We start from the raw sequence: 18322 nt of genomic DNA, 5'->3' as shown, positions 1-18322 counted from the left end.
GTTGTTGAATATATTTCAAAATATAAAAGGAGATAAAGCCATTTGGGCCATTGCGGCACTCTTGGCCCTATTCTCGTTTTTACCTGTATATAGCGCCAGTAGTAATTTGGTGTATGTAGTGGGTAACGGTACGCCTGTGGGTCACTTGGTGAAACATGCCATACTGTTGTTTTTAGGTTTTGGAATTATTTACGGTGTGCATAAAATACCTACGCATTTCTTTAAAGGTCTTTCTATGATCGCCCTACCCATTGTTTTGGTGTTGCTCATATTTGTTTTGGCACAAGGTACTTCTAGTGGTGGTACCAATGATAGTCGTTGGATCCGTTTGCCTTTGGTAGGTTTCGGTTTTCAGCCCTCTAATTTGGCAGCGGTAGTGTTGATGATTTATGTAGCGCGCTATTTTTCAAAAGTTAGGGATATTAAAATAACCTTTAAAGAAAGTATTCTCCCATTATGGTTACCTGTTTTCTTGGTAGTGGCATTAATATTACCAGCTAACTTTTCAACCGCGGCGATAGTTTTCTCCATGGTAATGGTATTATGCTTTTTAGGTGGTTATCCTATGAAATACCTATTGGGGATCGTTGGTACGGGAATACTGTTTTTGTCCATATTCATATTAACGGCAAAAGCTTTTCCAGATTTATTCCCGAATAGGGTAGATACTTGGATGAGCCGTATTGATAGTTTCTCTAATGCTGAAGATACTGAAGGAAACTATCAGATAGAACGTGCAAAAATAGCCATTGCAACAGGAGGTATTGTAGGTAAAGGAGCGGGAAAAAGTGTGCAGAAGAACTTCTTGCCACAGAGTTCATCAGATTTTATCTATGCAATTATTGTAGAAGAATATGGCCTGGTAGGCGGATTCATTTTAATGCTTTTTTACATGTTCTTGTTATTTAGAATAGTAGTGGTTGCCAACGGTTGTGCTACCATATTCAGTAAGTTGTTGGTATTAGGAGTAGGGCTGCCAATAGTATTTCAGGCATTGATAAATATGGCGGTAGCGGTAGAATTGTTTCCGGTAACGGGGCAGAATTTACCACTGATCAGTAGTGGTGGTACCTCAAGTTGGATGACCTGTTTGGCTATAGGGATCATTTTGAGTGCGAGTAATAAAAGTATAGTTCAGGAAAGTGCTTCTGGCAACGATGTAGATATGGACGAGACTAACCCTTTAGAGATATTAAGTGGGCAGTTATAAGTTTATTTTGTCGGGAGGAGGTACTGGCGGACATATTTATCCGGCGATAGCTATAGCGAACGAATTGAAAAGGAGATATCCTGATGCAGAGTTTTTGTTCGTTGGGGCAAAGGATAGAATGGAAATGGAAAAAGTGCCACAAGCAGGGTACAAAATAGAGGGATTGTGGATTACGGGAATTCAGCGCAAACTGACCCTTAAAAATCTGCTTTTTCCAATAAAATTGATAAGTAGTTTAATGAGAGCAAATAGCATCGTATCGAAGTTTAAACCACATGCCGTAATTGGCACGGGTGGTTTTGCTAGTGGTCCGTTGTTAAAAATGGCAACCACAAAAAGGATTCCTTGTGTTTTACAAGAACAGAATTCTTTTGCGGGTATTACAAATAAACTATTGAAGGATAAGGTGGAAAGAATCTGTGTAGCCTATGAAGGTATGGAGAAGTTTTTTCCAAAGGATAAAATAGTATTGACAGGTAACCCTGTTCGGTCAGATTTGGTGGAGTTAAAAGCCTCCAAAGAAGAAGCATTAAGCTATTTTGAATTGAGTGCCGCTAAAAAAGTCTTGTTGGTGTTGGGTGGCAGTTTAGGTGCCAGACGCATTAATCAGCTAATTGCGGATCATTTAGAATATTTTGAAGCATTGGGCTTACAGGTAATATGGCAATGTGGTAAAGGGTATTATGAGACGTATAAAGTCCATCAGTCAGAAAACATAAAGGTACATGCCTTTTTGAATTCTATGGATAAAGCCTATGTAGCGGCAGATTTCATTATTTCAAGGGCAGGTGCAGGTGCGGTGTCAGAACTGTGTTTGGTAGGAAAGCCTACATTTTTTATACCGTCACCGGTGGTGGCAGAAGATCATCAGACCATGAATGCATTGGCATTGGTAAAACAGCATGCGGCAGTAATGATCAGGGAAAAAGAGCTTGATGAGCAATTTAAGTCAGAATTTGAATCGGTCTTTAATTCATCTGAAAAGCAACAAGAACTATCAAAGAATATCAAAGCATTGGCATTACCGAATGCTACGACTGATATTTGTGATGAGATAGAAAAATTAATACAATAAAATGAACGTAGCGCAAATACATAGAGTGTATTTTATTGGCATAGGAGGCATTGGTATGTCTGCTTTGGCCCGTTATTTTGCGTTCATAGATAAAACGGTTGCCGGATACGATAAGACCGAGAGTCCGTTGACCCAAGAACTGGCAGCTTCCGGTATGGATATTCACTATAAGGACAGTGTTGATCTAGTGGCAGAAGTGTATAAGAATGACCCGGAACATACCTTGGTGGTGTATACGCCTGCGGTATCATCAAACCATACGGAATATCAGTTCTTTTTACAGAATGGATTTACCATTAAAAAACGATCAGAAGTATTGGGTCTAATTACCAAAGATTCTTTTTGTTTGGCAGTTGCAGGTACACATGGTAAAACGACCACCTCTAGTATTCTGGCGCATTTGTTAAAAGAAACAGGTGTAAAAATAACCGCTTTCTTAGGTGGCATATCAGAAGATTTCAATAGTAATTTCTTGTTGGAAGGAACGGAATATTCTGTTGTTGAGGCAGATGAATTTGATCGTTCATTTATGCAATTAACACCAAATGTAGCCTGTGTGACCTCTATGGATGCAGATCATTTGGATATTTATGGAGATGCCCAGGAGCTGGAAAAAACATTTAAGGATTTTACCGAGCGGTTGAAGCCGGGCGGCACCTTATTTGTGCGTAACGGGTTGCCTTTAAAAGGGTTGACCTATGGTATAGAAGACGATTCGGATTATTGCATCCGGAACATAAAAATAGAACATGGCACCTACATATTCGATTTGGAGACCCCCGACCTCAAACTAGAAGGGGTTGAATTTAACAAGCCAGGAAGGCATAATCTGCTCAATGGTTTAGTGGCTTTTGCGATGGCGATGCAAGCAGGTCCCCCGGCGCATCGCCTTGCACAGGCACTGTCTACCTTTAAGGGAGTACAAAGAAGATTCTCATATCAGATCAAAAATGATGATTTCATTTATATTGACGATTATGCGCATCATCCTACAGAGATCAATGCGGTTTATGAAGCCGTATCGGAAATGCATCCCAATAAAAAAGTATTGGCCATTTTTCAACCGCACCTGTTTTCAAGAACACGTGATTTTGCGAACGAGTTTGCAAAAAGTTTATCTCGTTTTGAAAATGTGCTGTTGTTAGATATATACCCGGCTAGGGAAGAGCCTATTACGGGAGTAGATTCAGAATGGTTGTTGGGCAAAATGACAAACGGTAATAGAAAATTAATTTCAAAGGAGCAAATACTATCTGAGATTAAAAACCAAAATCCAGAAATATTAATAACAATGGGAGCCGGAGATATAGGCTTGGAAGTAGTGAAAATAAAAAAAGAAATGTCATATGCGGGTTAATTTGAGCATAATAAAATTAGCGGCGTTACTACTGGTAATCACTGGGCTGTATGCTTTTTCTAATGAAAGAAATAGCTCAAAACAGGTGACCGGTATGAGGGTAGAATTCATTGGCGATCAAAATTTGTACCTCACAGAAGGGACGGTTAATAAATTGTTAATACAAAATTGCGGAGGTCTCAAAAATGTGCCTAAAGAAAATATAGTTTTGAATACTGTAGAAAAGGCCCTTGAGGCCAATGAAATGGTGAAAAGTGCACAGGTCTATCTTACAATAGATGGCGAGCTTACGTCGAAAATAGTTCAACGGAAACCAATCGGGCGCATAGAAGGGGATAAAAAGTTCTATTTAGATGATGAAGGAAAGAGAATGCCACTTTCCAAAAATCATTCAGCTAGAGTCCCCATTATAACAGGCAATATCAGTGGTAAAAGCCTTGAGGATGTCTATGTCATATTGGAACACATAAATAAGGACGATTTTTTTCGAAAATCGGTAATAGGTATTCATATTCAAGATGATAGCGAATATCAATTGCGGTTAAGGCTTAATAATTTTGTTGTAAACATAGGCGGTATTGAAGATTTAGAGGCCAAGTTCAGCAATTTCAAGGCATTTTATGCCAAAGCGAACAAGGATGAAACCTTGGAGGATTATGCGGTAGTAAGTTTAGAATTCAATAACCAGGTGGTGTGCACTAAAATATAATTAAAATGGAACAAACTAAATATTCAGTCGGGTTAGACATAGGAACAACGAAAATCGTTGCCATAATCGGTAAGCAAAACGAATATGGTAAAATTGAGATTTTGGGTATAGGTAAGTCCAAAAGTTTAGGTGTACACAGAGGTGTGGTAAATAACATTACCCAGACTATAAAATCTATTCAGCAAGCAGTTGAAGAAGCAGAGGCTAATTCTGGACTTAAAATTGGGTCTGTTGTCGTTGGTATTGCCGGGCAGCACATAAGAAGTTTACAGCACAGCGATTACATTACCAGAAAAGATTCTGAGGAGGTAATCGGCGAAGAAGATGTTGACACACTATGTAATCAAGTGCACAAATTGATTATGCTACCGGGCGAGGAGATTATTCATGTATTGCCACAAGAGTATAAAGTAGATGGACAAGCGGAAATTCGTGAGCCTATTGGTATGTACGGTGGTAGATTAGAGGCTAATTTTCATGTAGTGGTCGGTCAAGTAGTTTCCATCAAAAACGTTGGTCGTTGCATTAAGAGTGCCGGTTTAGATCTAGGAAACATTACGCTAGAGCCATTGGCATCATCTGATGCGGTATTGAGTCAAGAAGAAAAAGAAGCAGGTGTAGCACTGATCGATATAGGTGGCGGTACAACAGATTTGGCAATTTTCAAAGATGGCATTATTAGACATACGGCTGTAATACCATTTGGTGGTGGTGTCATTACCGAAGATATAAAAGAAGGTTGTTCAATTATAGAGAAGCAGGCCGAATTATTGAAAACAAGATTTGGTTCAGCTTGGCCAGGTGAGAACAGGGACAATGAAATTGTTTCTATACCAGGTTTACGTGGTAGAGAGCCAAAGGAAATTTCTTTGAAGAACCTGTCTAAGATCATTCACGCGCGTGTGGTTGAAATTATTGAGCAGGTGTACGTAGAGATCAAAAACTACGGTCACGAAGAGCAAAAGAAAAAATTAATTGCCGGTATAGTGCTTACAGGTGGTGGAAGCCAGTTAAAGCATTTAAAGCAGTTGGTAGAATATATAACAGGTATGGATACTCGTATTGGGTACCCTAACGAACATCTAGCGGGTGATTCTGACGAAGAAGTTGCTAGTCCCCTATACGCAACCGCTGTTGGTCTTTTAATGAATGCCATTAAAAACCAAGAGAAGTTGAAATTAACACAAGAAGAAATCGTACAAGAGCAGGAAGAAGAATTGGTATATGCAGAACGCAATGCCGAAACCGTTGCGCGCCCAAGCATACACAAGGAGCGTAAATCTGTTTTTGATAAGTGGTCTGAAAAGTTGAAAGAATTTTTGGATAACGCAGAGTAATAAGTTTAGCATTAGAGAATACATAACCAGTAATAATTAGAATATGAGTAAGAACAGCGAATTTGATAATATCTCCTTTGATCTACCAAAGAATCAAAGCAACGTTATAAAAGTCATTGGTGTAGGTGGCGGTGGTAGTAATGCCATAAACCATATGTTCCAGGCAGGTATCAACGGAGTTGATTTTGTAATCTGTAATACTGATTCACAGGCCTTGGATAATAGTCCGGTGCCTAACAAAATACAGTTAGGTGTATCATTGACAGAAGGTTTGGGTGCTGGTGCCAACCCTGAAGTAGGTGAACAAGCTGCCATGGAAAGCATGGAAGATATCAAAACTATGTTGGATGCTACAACAAAGATGATTTTCATTACTGCCGGTATGGGCGGGGGAACAGGAACTGGTGCTGCTCCCGTAATTGCCAAGTTTGCAAAGGAAATGGATGTTCTTACTGTAGGTATCGTTACAATGCCGTTTCAATTCGAAGGTAAAATGCGAGTTGAACAGGCACAATTGGGTATTGAAAAATTACGTAAAAATGTAGATTCGCTAATCGTAATTAACAATAACAAATTAAGGGAAGTGTATGGTAACCTAGGTTTTAAGGCCGGGTTCTCAAAAGCTGATGAAGTATTGGCAACTGCAGCTAGAGGTATAGCAGAGGTTATTACACATCACTACACTCAAAACATAGATTTACGTGATGCTAAAACGGTATTGTCCAATAGTGGTACCGCAATCATGGGATCGGCAATTTCATCTGGTTCTGCAAGAGCTAATGAAGCTATTATGAAAGCATTGGATTCACCGTTATTGAACGATAATAAGATCCAAGGAGCTAAGAATGTATTGTTATTGATCGTTTCCGGTGCACAGGAAATTACTATTGATGAGATTGGTGAAATCAACGATCATATTCAAATAGAAGCTGGCTACGGAGCAAACATTATTATGGGTGTAGGTGAAGATGAAAGCTTAGGAGAAGCTATAGCTGTAACCGTAATTGCAACGGGGTTTAACATTGAACAGCAAGATGATATTGTAAATACAGAATCAAAGAAAATTATTCATACGTTAGAAGACGGCCAACGTGCAGAGGCAATGTTGTTATCTAACCAAAAAACAGTTCATACTTTAGAGATGGACGATGAGGAAGAGGAGGTAAAAGAAGTCAAACCCGTAAAAAAGTATGAGTTCGTTGAGGAAGATGATTTTGATTTGATTCCTACAACGAACTACATCAGAAATTTTAATGTTTTTTACGAAGAAGTGTTGGCAGAGAACGTATCTGAAGAAGACTTTGTAATAGTAGACGCTCCAACTTCATTGAGAGATATAGAAGTTGTGGACCCACAGGAATTAAAAGTTGAGGATGAAGATGATAGATTTGCTACCAACTTTCAATATTCTAAGAGAGAGGAAGAGGAGAAGGAAAACGTAATCATGTTTGACCTTCATGATGAAGTTAAGGATATTGATGTCAATGATAGCATTGAAATTGTTCCTGTGTTGGAGTATAATAAGAACGGGGAAAAAAGATATAGTTTAGATGACTATATGAAATTGGAAAGTAAGCTTACCGGGGCAAAATCCAAAGCTGAAGAATTTGAGCCAAAAGTAGTAGAGGACGAGCTAGTCTTTGAAAAAAAGACGGTAGCTCCAAGAAGAGAGGTGCAACCGGAAGAGGAGTTGGATCCTTTAGATACCCCTATTGAAGAATTATTGAGGGAAAGAGCTGATGAACGTAGACGTAAGTTGAAGGATTTCAATTATAAGTTCAAGAACAACGCACCAACAAGTTATGATGAGAAAAAACCTGCTTATCAAAGACAAGGTGTTAATTTAGAGGATAGTCCGCGCGAAAAAAAAATCTCTAGAACCTCGTTAAGTGGAGATAGTAACGATAATATTCAATTAAGATCTAATAACTCTTTTTTACATGATAATGTAGACTAACACTGCATTTGTAGTAATGTATTAAACCCGAAAACTAAGTCAGTTTTCGGGTTTTATTTTTTATCTTCGCAGACCAAAATATAGAAGAAATGGGTTTACAGCAAAGAGTAATGGAGCAGTTGAAATTAGCTATGAAAGCAAAGGATTCAGTAGCGCTAGAATCGCTTAGAGCTATTAAATCTGCGTTATTGGTAGCGAGTACTAGTGGCGGATCAGAAGTAACTGAAGAAGATGAAATACAGATTGTTCAGAAACTGGTAAAACAGAGAAAGGACAGTGCTGCAATTTTTATAGAGCAGGGTAGACAAGACCTTGCGGATCCTGAGTTGGCACAGATTGCTGTAATTGAGCAATTTTTACCAGAACAACTTTCTGAAGAAGAAGTTGAGAAAGTAGTTGTACAGACAATTGATGCTATTGGCGCTTCTGGAATGAAGGATATGGGTAAGGTTATGGGAATTGTTTCAAAAGAACTTGCCGGTCAAGCAGATGGTAAATTAATTTCTACGATTGTAAAGAAGAAATTGGCATAATATAGAATTAGCAGAATTTTAGTTTTGCTAATTATAAATGTATAATGGGCCTCGTGGCGCAACTGAATAGCGCATCAGATTTCGGCTCTGAGGGTTGGGGGTTTGAATCCCTCCGGGGTCACTAAACGGGATTTTTCAAAATTATTTTGAAAAGTCCCGTTTTTATTTGCTCCTAACTTATCTGAAATAGAGGCGATTGCACTGAAAATTGAGTTCACTCTAAAAGTTCGAAGTCGGTCGTTTTTAAAGTCATACCCTATTCCTTCTGGAAACAGCATAAATTGAAGTGAGCGTTTAACTTCAATATTGCCAGATTGCCACAATGACGGTAGATTCAAGGCAAAATTCAAAGCCTTGTCAATCGATTTTTTAAGGTTCGAACTATTAAATGCTGAGTTTGAAACTAACTCCGTTATTTTGTTCTTTTCGGACTCAAGTTTTGATTTGAATTTGTCGTATTGAACCTTCGATATTTCTTCAAATACGAAACGTTCTTCTAGTCTATCTAGTTTAATATCTAGTTCTGCAGCTTTAGTATTCAATACCTTTGCTTCATCTATCTGCTCTTTGTTCAAATCGATAAAAGTCTTCTCGATAATCTATTTAAGAGGTTCTATGTACTTTGCATCATTTAGTGTGTAATTTTCTAAAAGTGTCATAAATGAACTATGAAGCTTTTTTGCGCTTCTGTTTTCTCTACTTCCAGATCTTCTATTCTTGTAATAATACAAACCTTTCTTCTTTACCACATATCCAGTATAAGGTGTTCCACATTCAGTTGATTTGACGAACATTTTTAAGGGTAGATTTTCATCATCAAGATTGTATTTTCTGCCTTCTTCTCTCGAGTTAAGAAGACTGTGAATCTTAGGGAACATTTCACGAGTAATCATTGGTTCGTGGTTCCCTTGAATTACTTCTCCTGGTATTAATTTGTTTACCATTAATCCGCAATAGATTGGAAGTATAAAAGAAAAACTTGGGACTTCTCTGAAAAACCAATTTATTTGGATTTTGGAAATGCTATTTTTCATATTCAAAATAGTTCTACACTTAAAAAAATAACTTACGAGGATTTTATTAATTCAGTAAAGTCTAATTTTGATTAAAAAGAATATTGTATTGTGGTTCACAGTAGCAACCTCCCAAACTATATCCACTTTTTCACGCTTGAAAATATCTGAACTTGTTCTTAGAAGTTGAGTGCTACCTTAGTGATATCGTTTTCAAAACTCACTCTATTACCGTGCAATGGCACTTATGCTTTTTTGTTTAGTGAACATTTTCATAACCTTAGTTTAAAAGGTAAGATCATTTGGAGAGATTTTTTCAATAATTTTATTATAAAAATATTTTTTCCGAATTTGTACCATTTTTCTTGAAACACCAGTGAATAGGATAGGAGTACTTTGTGTATCCAGTTATACTAATTAGTTTAAAACAAAAAAATGCTAATAAAATGTTAAAAACAGACAAGTCTGTATGATTTCTTAATATTAGATATATATTTGTCGTATGAAAAGACAGGGAGTTAGAGAACGAGTTATTGAAACTGCTTCGGAATTATTTTATAATCAAGGTTATAATCAAACAGGGATTAATCAAATTATTGAGGAAGCCGGAGTTGCTAAAGCAAGTTTGTATGCTCATTTTAAATCTAAAGAAGATATAGCTGTGGCCTATTTGACGGAACGACATACGATGTGGATGGGAAAATTGGAGGCTTGTACGTCTAAATCTGAAAACTTAAAGAATAAAATATTAGGCTGTTTCAATTATTTAATTGAATGGCTTACAGAGGTAGATTTTAGGGGATGTGGATGGCAAAATATTATAACGGATTTACCATGTGGTCATGATAAAATAAAAGCACAAGCACTGTATCATAAAAATGAACTTCGATTGTGGGTAAAGCGAAAGCTGAAAGAAACAGGACAATATGATGAAAATAATATTGAGGATTTGGGAGATCAAATATTGATACTTATTGAGGGAGCCATTATTTTATCTCAGATCCAAAAAAATGATTGGCCAATAAAATCGGCTACAAAAGCATGTAATAAATTATTAGAATAATTTTTTTAACTATAAAAGACAGACTTGTCTGTGCAATAATGAAGGAAGTATTATCGCCACCATTCAATATAGAAACGGCAAAACAAAAAGTTCAATTAGCAGAAGATGCTTGGAACAGCAAAAATCCAGAGCGTGTCTCCATGGCATACACCATAGACTCAAAATGGAGAAACAGAGACAAGTTTTTTGTCGGAAGAGCAGCTATTGTAGAATTTCTGACTGACAAGTGGAATAAGGAACTGCATTATAAGCTAAAAAAGTATTTATGGTCATTTACAGAGAATAGGATTTCGGTTCGCTTCGAGTACGAATGGCAAGATGCGACTTCTGGTCAATGGAAACGTACTCATGGTAATGAGCACTGGGAATTTGACAAAGAAGGCCTTATGCAACTAAGAGACATGAGCGCTAACGATATCAATATCAACGAAAACGAACGAAAATTTAAATAACAATTAAAAATCAATTCAAATGAAAACAAATGAATCAAATAGTTCTATATGGAACGGAAAACGACGTTATAGATAGGAAGGACCTGTCGCTACAAAAATTAAATTCATTATCAAGAAAATGAGACTGAACGAAAACACAAAAGTAGCATTAGATGTAATAGGTTTACTCCTTGCGCTACCAATAATAACCGGGATTTTATTATTAATCCTTTTAAATTAAATAATTATGAAAATACTAAAACCGTTAGGCCTAGAAGAGGCAAACGAAAACACGCAAGTAATTTTTACTGCTGTAAAAGGCAAAATAGGCATGGTGCCAAACCTCTATGCCGCTATGGGCGTATCTGACAAATTACTAGGAGGCTTTTTAAGTTTTACAGAAACATTAAAAAGTGGAGAGCTTTCTAGTAAAGAGTATGAAGCTGTTGCTTTAGCAACATCTCAAGTAAATGACTGTGCGTACTGTTTATCAGCACATACTGCTTTAGGAAAAATGAATGGCTTTACTGAAGAAGAAACAATTGAATTAAGAGACAATTCCATTGTCGATTCAAAATTGAATGCCTTAGTAACATTGACAAGTGAGTTGGTGAATATGAAAGGGCATCCAAAAAAAGTGACAATTGAACGTTTTTTTGAAGCAGGCTACAATAGAGCTGCCTTTGCAGAAGTAATTGCCATTACTGCACTAACCATTATTACAAACAATGTGTATCACAATGGAGGTTTTGAAATTGATTTTCCGAAAGCTCAGAATATTAACGAATTACAAGAAATCTAAAATTATTAATAAACTTTAAATAAATATAAAATGAACGCAAGAATTTTAAAATCAGTAGTAGGTATTGCAGCAGTGACTGTATTATCCTTAGGGTTATTTTCTTTTGAAAGCCCTGAAAACGACGAAACACTGGTCAATGTTACAGAAGTAGCTCCGGCGACACTTCATAAAACGGTAAAAGTTAATGGCTTGAACATTTTTTATCGTGAAGCAGGGGACACAAACAAACCAACAATTTTATTATTACATGGTTATCCGACGTCTTCTCATATGTTTCGAAATTTAATAACAGACTTGTCTGTCCGTTATCATGTTTTAGCACCCGATTATCCTGGGTTTGGTAGAAGTGATCAGCCTTTAATGAAAGACTTTGAATATTCTTTCGATAATATGGCTAACATTGTTGAAGGTTTCTTAAAAAAGTTAAAGGTAAAGAAGTACAGTATTTATCTGATGGATTATGGCGCTCCTATTGGGTTTAGAATTGCGTCTAAATATCCAAAAAGAGTAGAATCTTTAATAATTCAAAATGGTAATGCCTATGATGAAGGATTAAAAGATTTCTGGATTCCTATTAAAAAATACTGGAATGATTATACCATTGAAAATGGGAAGCCTCTGGAAGGGTTTCATTCACCAGAAGGATTAAAATGGCAATATACGCATGGCGTTCAAGATGTGTCAAAAATTAGTCCTGATAATTGGAGTATAGATTTGCAACATCTTACCAGACCAGAAAACAATGAAATACAATTAGCTATGTTTTATAGCTATAGAACAAATGTTCCATTATATCCTAAATGGCAACAATATTTTAGAGAGCACCAACCACCAACACTAATTGTTTGGGGGAAAAACGACTATATATTTCCAGCTGATGGCGCTTATCCATATAAAAGAGATCTTAAAAATTTAGACTTCCATTTATTGGATACAGGTCATTTTGCTTTGGAAGAAAAAGGGGATGAAATAGCCAGCCGTATTTTAAGTTTTTTAAAGAAAAATAACATCAAATAATTTGTGATAGTTGTTTGATTAATAGCAGGTCGGTTTGGTTAATCGTTAGTTATAATTGTTGCCAAACCGACTATCACAAATCGTAATTAATATATATATAAATATGAAAACAATAAATTGGAAAAACGCAGTAATAGCAGGTTTCTTAGGAACAGTTCTATTTGACTTAATTGGATTATTATTAACTGGTAATTGGTGGGATATTCCTGGGATATTAGGAGCTAAGACAGGATTAGGCCTAACATATGGAGTGCTTGGTCATTATGGGAACGGAATATTACTCGCCATATTATTTGCAGGGATAGCACCTTCGCTTTGGGGACCAAAATGGTTTACGCCAATCCTATTTGTAGTAGCTGAAACTATTGCCTTGGTATGGCTTTTTATGCTCCCACTATTAGGTGCAGGAGTAGCAGGAATGGAGATGTCACCGATGATGCCGGTAATTACTTTATTACGTCATTTAGTTTATGCTATTCCTTTAATATTATTTATTCAGTATGACTATAAATCCGTTCTCAAAGTTAAATAAGGGTATAAATTAAAGTAAATAGAAAACGAGTTTCTAATAAACACTAAAATTAAAGCTATGTCAAAATCAATTATCAATTATCAAATCAAGATTCTACATGTTTTTGTAGTAGCTTTAATTTTTACTAGTTGTAAGTCGTTTACTGAAGTAAAAAAAGAGTCTAAAGAAAATTTTCAAACTTTTAGTCAAAATTTTGAAAAACAAATCAATAAAGTTTACAAGCATAACAATTTCAAAGGAGACTTTATATTTGCAATAGTAAATGAAGAAGGGTTAGTCTATTCTTATACCAATAACAAAGAAAGTTTATCCCATGAAAATGTAGTCAACAATGACTCTCCATTTTACATAGCATCACATACCAAGTCATTTACTGGTACTTTGCTAAAGATGTTAGAAGAAAGTACTGATTTTGATTTAAATAAGCCAATAGCTTCTTTCATACCAGAACTTGATTTTAATGACGAAATTGATATTAGTGAAATAACTGTAACCAAGCTTTTGACACATACGCATGGTATATCTTGTGATTTACTAAATTGGAAGACCGCATATGTAGGCTATTCAGGCAATAATTCAGAGCTTATAGAAAACTTAAACAATTATGTTGTTTATAATACCTCATCTAATTACAAATACTCAAATATTGGTCCGATAATCGCATCGATGGCCATCGATGAAAAAATGAATACTTCTTGGAAACAAGAATTAAGTGCCAATATATTTCAACCCTTAGAAATGACAAACACAAGTACTAAGGTTTCTGATTATAACACTTCATTAATTATTCCATCATTAATTACTTCTGGAGATGGAGAAATTGTTGAAAGTGGTTTCTATAAAAAAGATATTACAATGCACGCCTCAGGCGGCATAATTTCAACAGTTAATGATTTATCAAAATGGTTAAGTGTAAACATTAGAAGAGATAATAAATTGATGAGTAGTGAATCGTGGGATGCACTTCACAATTTAATAGTAAAACAGGACAAAAAATATTTCACCTATGATAGAGTTGGGTATAGTTTAGGTTGGGATGTAGCTAAATATTACGATAATAAAATATTGACAAGATTTGGTGGATTTGGTGGGACCAGTTTTCATATTTCATTCATGCCTGAGAAGAGAATTGGTGTGATTGCTCTTTCTACTGATAGCAGAGCTTACCTTTTACCACATTTGATGGCAAACTATGCTTATAATAAATTGGTATTATCTTCAGCCCAGACACGTTTCGATTTTGAAAATGAAATTTTTAGAGAGGAATTAGAAAATAATTCAAATATAGTATATCCACAAAGTACGGATTTATTAAAACCGTGTCTAGAAAATGATAGAATGTTGGGAGTCTATAAAACATCTATAGAATTACCATCAATTAGAATTTTTAGGAAAGAACGATTCTATTATATCAAAATAGGGGTGTTAGAAGGTAAGATCTATAAAATAGCTGGAGACAATTATTTTAGTTTTTTGGGTCCTTTGAAAATAGGCTTCAAGACTGATAAGGGGTCTGTATTTATAAACGGACTTACATATAAAAAGAGTGTGAGTTGATTTAGTAATAAAAATCACACTACTTAATAACATTAAATATAAATACCATGAAAGATAAAAATATAAAAGTTCAAATTATAAATGCTTTCGTTGATAATGATAATGGTGGTAATCCTGCTGGCTTAGTTTTAAATTCGGATAAGTTGACAATTGAGGATAAGCTAAAGATTGCTAAAAAAGTTGGATTATCAGAAACAGCATTCGTGTCAAAATCAACTAGTGCAGATTTTAAATTAGATTTTTTTACTCCAATTAAGCAAATCGCTCATTGTGGACATGCTACGGTGGCAACTTTCTCTTATTTAAAGCAAAATGCATATGTTACAGGGTCTACGTCTTCAAAGGAGACTATTGATGGAAGCAGAGCAATAAAATTTGATGGTGAACTTGCATTTATGCAACAAAAATCACCAAAATTTCAAAGCATAAATGATGATCAAGGTTTAATTCTTAAGTCACTAAATTTAGAGAAATCAGACCTGTTACCAAATTCACCAATAGAAATAGTAAATACCGGAAATTCATTCATTATAGTACCAGTTAAGAGTCCTAAAGTTTTAAAGTACATAAAACCGAATTTTGATTTGATTAATGAAATAAGTGAAAAATATGACCTAATTGGATATTATGTATTTACACCAAATATGAAATCATCAACAAGAGATGCTAGTGCGAGAATGTTTGGTCCTAGATACGGGATTACTGAAGAGGCTGGTACTGGTATGGCTGCTGGGCCATTGGCGTGTTACATCTTTGATAAATTGAAAATCAAAAAAAAACGATTTTTGATACAACAAGGCCAATTTATGAATCCACCTTCTCCAAGTTTGATTTATGTTGATATAGAGACTAGGGATAATAATATCATTACAGGCTTAATGGCCGGAGGAAAAGGAATTGTTAAATCTGAAATGAAATTTGAAATTTAGTAGATTTCTAATTTTTAATCAAATAAAAAAAGTAAATAATGAAATACAAAACTTTATTAAGAAAGAAGACAATACAACTGTTATTAATTTTTGGACTTTTCTCAATGTTAGCTAAAGGACAAATAATTAAGCAAATTGATAGTATAGCTATGTTGCATAGAACAGATGGTTTTAATGGAAACATACTCTATTCTTTGAACGATTCTATAGTTTTTACTGGCAACTATGGGTTTAGTGATTTCTCTATTAAAAAGCCACTCAATGATTCTACAGTTTTTGAATTGGCTTCTGTTTCTAAACAGTTTACTGCTCTAGCGATAGTGCAATTGAGAGAAAAGAAGTTATTAGACTATAAGACTAAAGTAAATCAAATAATTAAAAATTTCCCTTACGCTGACATTACTATTGAACATCTTCTGAGACATCAATCGGGACTTCCAGACTACCAGGATATTTTCTATAAGAAAAAACACTGGAATAGACGTAAAATGGCGACGAATCAGGATGTTATTGATGTATTAGAAAGACTCAAATTAGATCTGTTATATAAACCAGGAAGTAAATATGAATATAATAACACAGGCTACGCAATTTTAGCTTCAATAATAGAAAAAGTTAGCGGTCAATCCTATAAAGAATATATTACCGAAAATATATTTATACCATCGGGTATGGTAACATCGAAAGTATATGACATTGGCAAAAAAAATGAATCATATTATAATTTGGCAAACGGATATACTTACAACGATAAGAAAGGTAAATACCAAAAAGTAGAAAACGATAAAAAGCATAAACATATCCACTGGATGAATGGTATTGTTGGAGATAGAGGAATATTTTCTTCAATTCTTGACCTTGAGAAGTGGAAGAGAGCTTTGAGATACAATATATTAATTACCGAAGAAAGTAAACATGAAATGTTCTCAGTAGATGATGTATCAAAAAAATATGGTTTCGGATTTGCCATATACCAAACCAAGGACAAAGGGAGATGGGTGTACCATAATGGAAGTTGGTCAGGATATAAAACCTCGGCTATTTACTTACCAGATAGTAATGAGTATATACTCATATTAAGTAATAACAGGTATAAAAAGACATATAATAAATTGGAAGAAGATATTTACAAACTCATTAAGAATAAATCAAAATAAATTAGCATGAATACAATAGAAACCATTCAAAGAAGAAGATCTATAAGACATTTCGACAAAGATTTTAAAATACCCAAAGAAGATATTGATCAATTAATCAAATTAGCAATGCTTTCACCAACATCATACAATATACAGCATTGGAAATTTGTGGTTGTGGATGACATTGAGAAAAAACAGCAATTACAAGATGCGGCCATTGGGCAAGTTCAAGTAACAGAGGCTTCACATTTAATTTTGGTTACAACGGATATTAAGGCCTGGGAGAAAGATATGTCTGATAAATGGAAAAATGTTCCAAAAGAAGTAGGAGATTTTATGTCTAGTTCTGCACGAGAGTTCTACAAAGAAAAAAATCAATTACAGCGTGATGAGGCCATTCGTTCTGCATCCTTTGCAACACAGACAATATTGTTGGCAGCAACAGCAATGGGTTATCAAACTGGCACAATGATAGGATTTGATTTTGATAAGGCAGCAGAAATAATAAGCTTACCAGAGCATCATATCATTTCTAATTTTGTAGTTGTTGGTAAAGGTTTAAAAGAGGCTATGCCAAGAGGTGGTCAATTACCATTGGAAAAAGTTTTAATAACCGATTCGTTTTAATTAGTCTACTTTAATTATGAACTTAAATCAAGTCACAGTCCAATCTTTAGATTTAAATAAGTCCATTCCATTTTATGAAATGCTTGGATTAAAATTAATCGTAAAGAGTTTGCCTCATTATGCACGTTTTGAGTGCCCAGATGGAGACTCCACCTTTTCTATAAGTAAAGTAGATAAATTGGCATTAAAAAATAATATCTCTATTTATTTTGAGTGTGAAAATTTAGATAAGTATGTAGATGAACTTAAGACTAAAGGTATCATTTTTAGCGAACTTCCAAATAATAAAACTTGGCTTTGGAGAGAGGCACGATTAAATGATTTAGATGGCAATAAACTGATTTTGTATTACGCAGGGAAAAACAGGAAGTCTCCGCCCTGGAGAATTAATGATTAAGTAAAAAAACTTATAAATTATTAAAGACTAAATGAAATATCCAAGCGACATAGTATTCACATCTTCTGTAAAAAAAGTTCAAGAAGAAAATGGATCGCGTAAGAGTTACTCCAGAATGGAACAATATAGAGGTTGGAACACAAAAGTAACCCCAGATCTTGTTGATTTTTTAAGCTCAATTGACTCCTTTTATTTTGGAACTTCTAATATTAAGGGACAGCCATACATTCAACATCGTGGAGGTCAAAAAGGGTTTTTAAAAGTGATTGACGATAAGCACTTGGGTTTTGTAGATTTTTCTGGAAACAGACAATATATTTCAATAGGTAACCTTAATGAAAATAATAAAGCGACCATTTTTTTGATGCATTACCCAAGTCAAACCAGAATAAAACTTTGGGGTACTGCTACAATTTCAAATGACGAAGAATTTATAGAGTCGATTAAAGATGATTCTTATAATGCTAAAATAGAAAGAGCTATTGTTTTCAATGTAAAAGCCTGGGATATTAATTGCAGACAACATATAAAACAACGTTTTACGGCTGAAGAGATTGAAAATATCACTAAACCATTAAAGGAAAAAATAAAAGAATTAGAACTGAAATTACAGAATAATAATCTAAAGAAATAGAAC

Annotated in this window: 19 protein-coding genes and 1 tRNA gene; 19 read left to right on the top strand and 1 reads right to left on the bottom strand. The window is 35.0% G+C overall.

The window, feature by feature from the left end; translation table 11 throughout:
* The first annotated feature begins 1 nt into the window (after position 1).
* The 8 genes from DCS95_RS07250 to DCS95_RS07215 all read left to right on the top strand — a co-directional run bounded on the left by DCS95_RS07250 (position 2) and on the right by DCS95_RS07215 (position 8299).
* The gene (locus DCS95_RS07250) at positions 2–1210 is read left to right on the top strand and encodes an FtsW/RodA/SpoVE family cell cycle protein (protein WP_116770081.1); all 1209 of its coding nucleotides are present in this window, start codon (positions 2–4) and stop codon (positions 1208–1210) included.
* Positions 1197–2285, top strand: a complete 1089-nt coding sequence (murG, locus tag DCS95_RS07245; protein WP_116770080.1) for an undecaprenyldiphospho-muramoylpentapeptide beta-N-acetylglucosaminyltransferase — start codon at positions 1197–1199, stop codon at positions 2283–2285. The genes DCS95_RS07250 and murG overlap by 14 nt, the downstream gene beginning before the upstream one ends.
* Before the next feature lies 1 nt (position 2286).
* Positions 2287–3642 carry a UDP-N-acetylmuramate--L-alanine ligase gene (murC, locus tag DCS95_RS07240; protein WP_116770079.1) on the top strand — a complete coding sequence of 452 codons (1356 nt, stop codon included), beginning with the start codon at positions 2287–2289 and terminating at the stop codon, positions 3640–3642.
* A gap of 1 nt (position 3643) precedes the next feature.
* Positions 3644–4351: a cell division protein FtsQ/DivIB gene (locus tag DCS95_RS07235; RefSeq protein ID WP_317164566.1), complete on the top strand. Its 708-nt coding sequence runs from the start codon at positions 3644–3646 to the stop codon at positions 4349–4351.
* Positions 4352–4356: 5 nt separating this feature from the next.
* Positions 4357–5688, top strand: coding sequence for a cell division protein FtsA (gene ftsA, locus DCS95_RS07230; RefSeq protein WP_116770077.1), 1332 nt, complete (start codon positions 4357–4359; stop codon positions 5686–5688).
* 43 nt (positions 5689–5731) lie between these two features.
* Positions 5732–7645: a cell division protein FtsZ gene (gene ftsZ / locus DCS95_RS07225; protein WP_116770076.1), complete on the top strand. Its 1914-nt coding sequence runs from the start codon at positions 5732–5734 to the stop codon at positions 7643–7645.
* An 89-nt stretch (positions 7646–7734) separates the two neighbouring features.
* A complete protein-coding gene (locus DCS95_RS07220; RefSeq protein WP_058106033.1) occupies positions 7735–8178 on the top strand; it encodes a GatB/YqeY domain-containing protein in 444 nt (147 codons plus the stop codon).
* Between the two features lie 47 nt (positions 8179–8225).
* A tRNA-Arg gene (locus DCS95_RS07215) sits at positions 8226–8299 on the top strand.
* Between the two features lie 478 nt (positions 8300–8777).
* Here DCS95_RS07215 and DCS95_RS20410 read toward each other — a convergent pair.
* Complete coding sequence (locus tag DCS95_RS20410) at positions 8778–9212, bottom strand: hypothetical protein (RefSeq protein WP_208630737.1); 435 nt, start codon at positions 9210–9212, stop codon at positions 8778–8780.
* A 481-nt stretch (positions 9213–9693) separates the two neighbouring features.
* Between DCS95_RS20410 and DCS95_RS07205 the strand changes: the two genes are divergently transcribed.
* From DCS95_RS07205 to DCS95_RS07155, 11 genes are all read left to right on the top strand, one after another.
* A complete protein-coding gene (locus tag DCS95_RS07205; RefSeq protein ID WP_116770075.1) occupies positions 9694–10254 on the top strand; it encodes a TetR/AcrR family transcriptional regulator in 561 nt (186 codons plus the stop codon).
* 38 nt (positions 10255–10292) lie between these two features.
* On the top strand, positions 10293–10706 hold the full coding sequence (locus DCS95_RS07200) for a nuclear transport factor 2 family protein (protein ID WP_116770074.1): 414 nt from the start codon (positions 10293–10295) through the stop codon (positions 10704–10706).
* Between the two features lie 226 nt (positions 10707–10932).
* Positions 10933–11487, top strand: a complete 555-nt coding sequence (locus DCS95_RS07195; RefSeq protein WP_116770073.1) for a carboxymuconolactone decarboxylase family protein — start codon at positions 10933–10935, stop codon at positions 11485–11487.
* Positions 11488–11517: 30 nt separating this feature from the next.
* Positions 11518–12504 carry an alpha/beta fold hydrolase gene (locus DCS95_RS07190; RefSeq protein WP_116770072.1) on the top strand — a complete coding sequence of 329 codons (987 nt, stop codon included), beginning with the start codon at positions 11518–11520 and terminating at the stop codon, positions 12502–12504.
* 103 nt (positions 12505–12607) lie between these two features.
* Positions 12608–13036: a hypothetical protein gene (locus tag DCS95_RS07185; protein WP_116770071.1), complete on the top strand. Its 429-nt coding sequence runs from the start codon at positions 12608–12610 to the stop codon at positions 13034–13036.
* A gap of 57 nt (positions 13037–13093) precedes the next feature.
* A complete protein-coding gene (locus DCS95_RS07180; RefSeq protein WP_116770070.1) occupies positions 13094–14593 on the top strand; it encodes a serine hydrolase domain-containing protein in 1500 nt (499 codons plus the stop codon).
* A gap of 47 nt (positions 14594–14640) precedes the next feature.
* On the top strand, positions 14641–15522 hold the full coding sequence (locus DCS95_RS07175; protein WP_116770069.1) for a PhzF family phenazine biosynthesis protein: 882 nt from the start codon (positions 14641–14643) through the stop codon (positions 15520–15522).
* 38 nt (positions 15523–15560) lie between these two features.
* The gene (locus DCS95_RS07170) at positions 15561–16679 is read left to right on the top strand and encodes a serine hydrolase domain-containing protein (RefSeq protein WP_116770068.1); all 1119 of its coding nucleotides are present in this window, start codon (positions 15561–15563) and stop codon (positions 16677–16679) included.
* A gap of 6 nt (positions 16680–16685) precedes the next feature.
* Positions 16686–17288, top strand: coding sequence for a nitroreductase family protein (locus DCS95_RS07165; protein ID WP_116770067.1), 603 nt, complete (start codon positions 16686–16688; stop codon positions 17286–17288).
* A gap of 16 nt (positions 17289–17304) precedes the next feature.
* Positions 17305–17685, top strand: coding sequence for a VOC family protein (locus tag DCS95_RS07160; RefSeq protein WP_116770066.1), 381 nt, complete (start codon positions 17305–17307; stop codon positions 17683–17685).
* Positions 17686–17716: 31 nt separating this feature from the next.
* A complete protein-coding gene (locus DCS95_RS07155) occupies positions 17717–18319 on the top strand; it encodes a pyridoxamine 5'-phosphate oxidase family protein (protein WP_116770065.1) in 603 nt (200 codons plus the stop codon).
* Positions 18320–18322 lie beyond the last annotated feature (3 nt).

The organism is Maribacter litoralis, assembly GCF_003075045.1.
In the GTDB taxonomy this organism is placed as follows: Bacteria; Bacteroidota; Bacteroidia; order Flavobacteriales; family Flavobacteriaceae; genus Maribacter; species Maribacter litoralis.
Note: the sequence above shows the minus strand (reverse complement) of the source record. Positions and strands in the feature narration are given on the sequence as shown.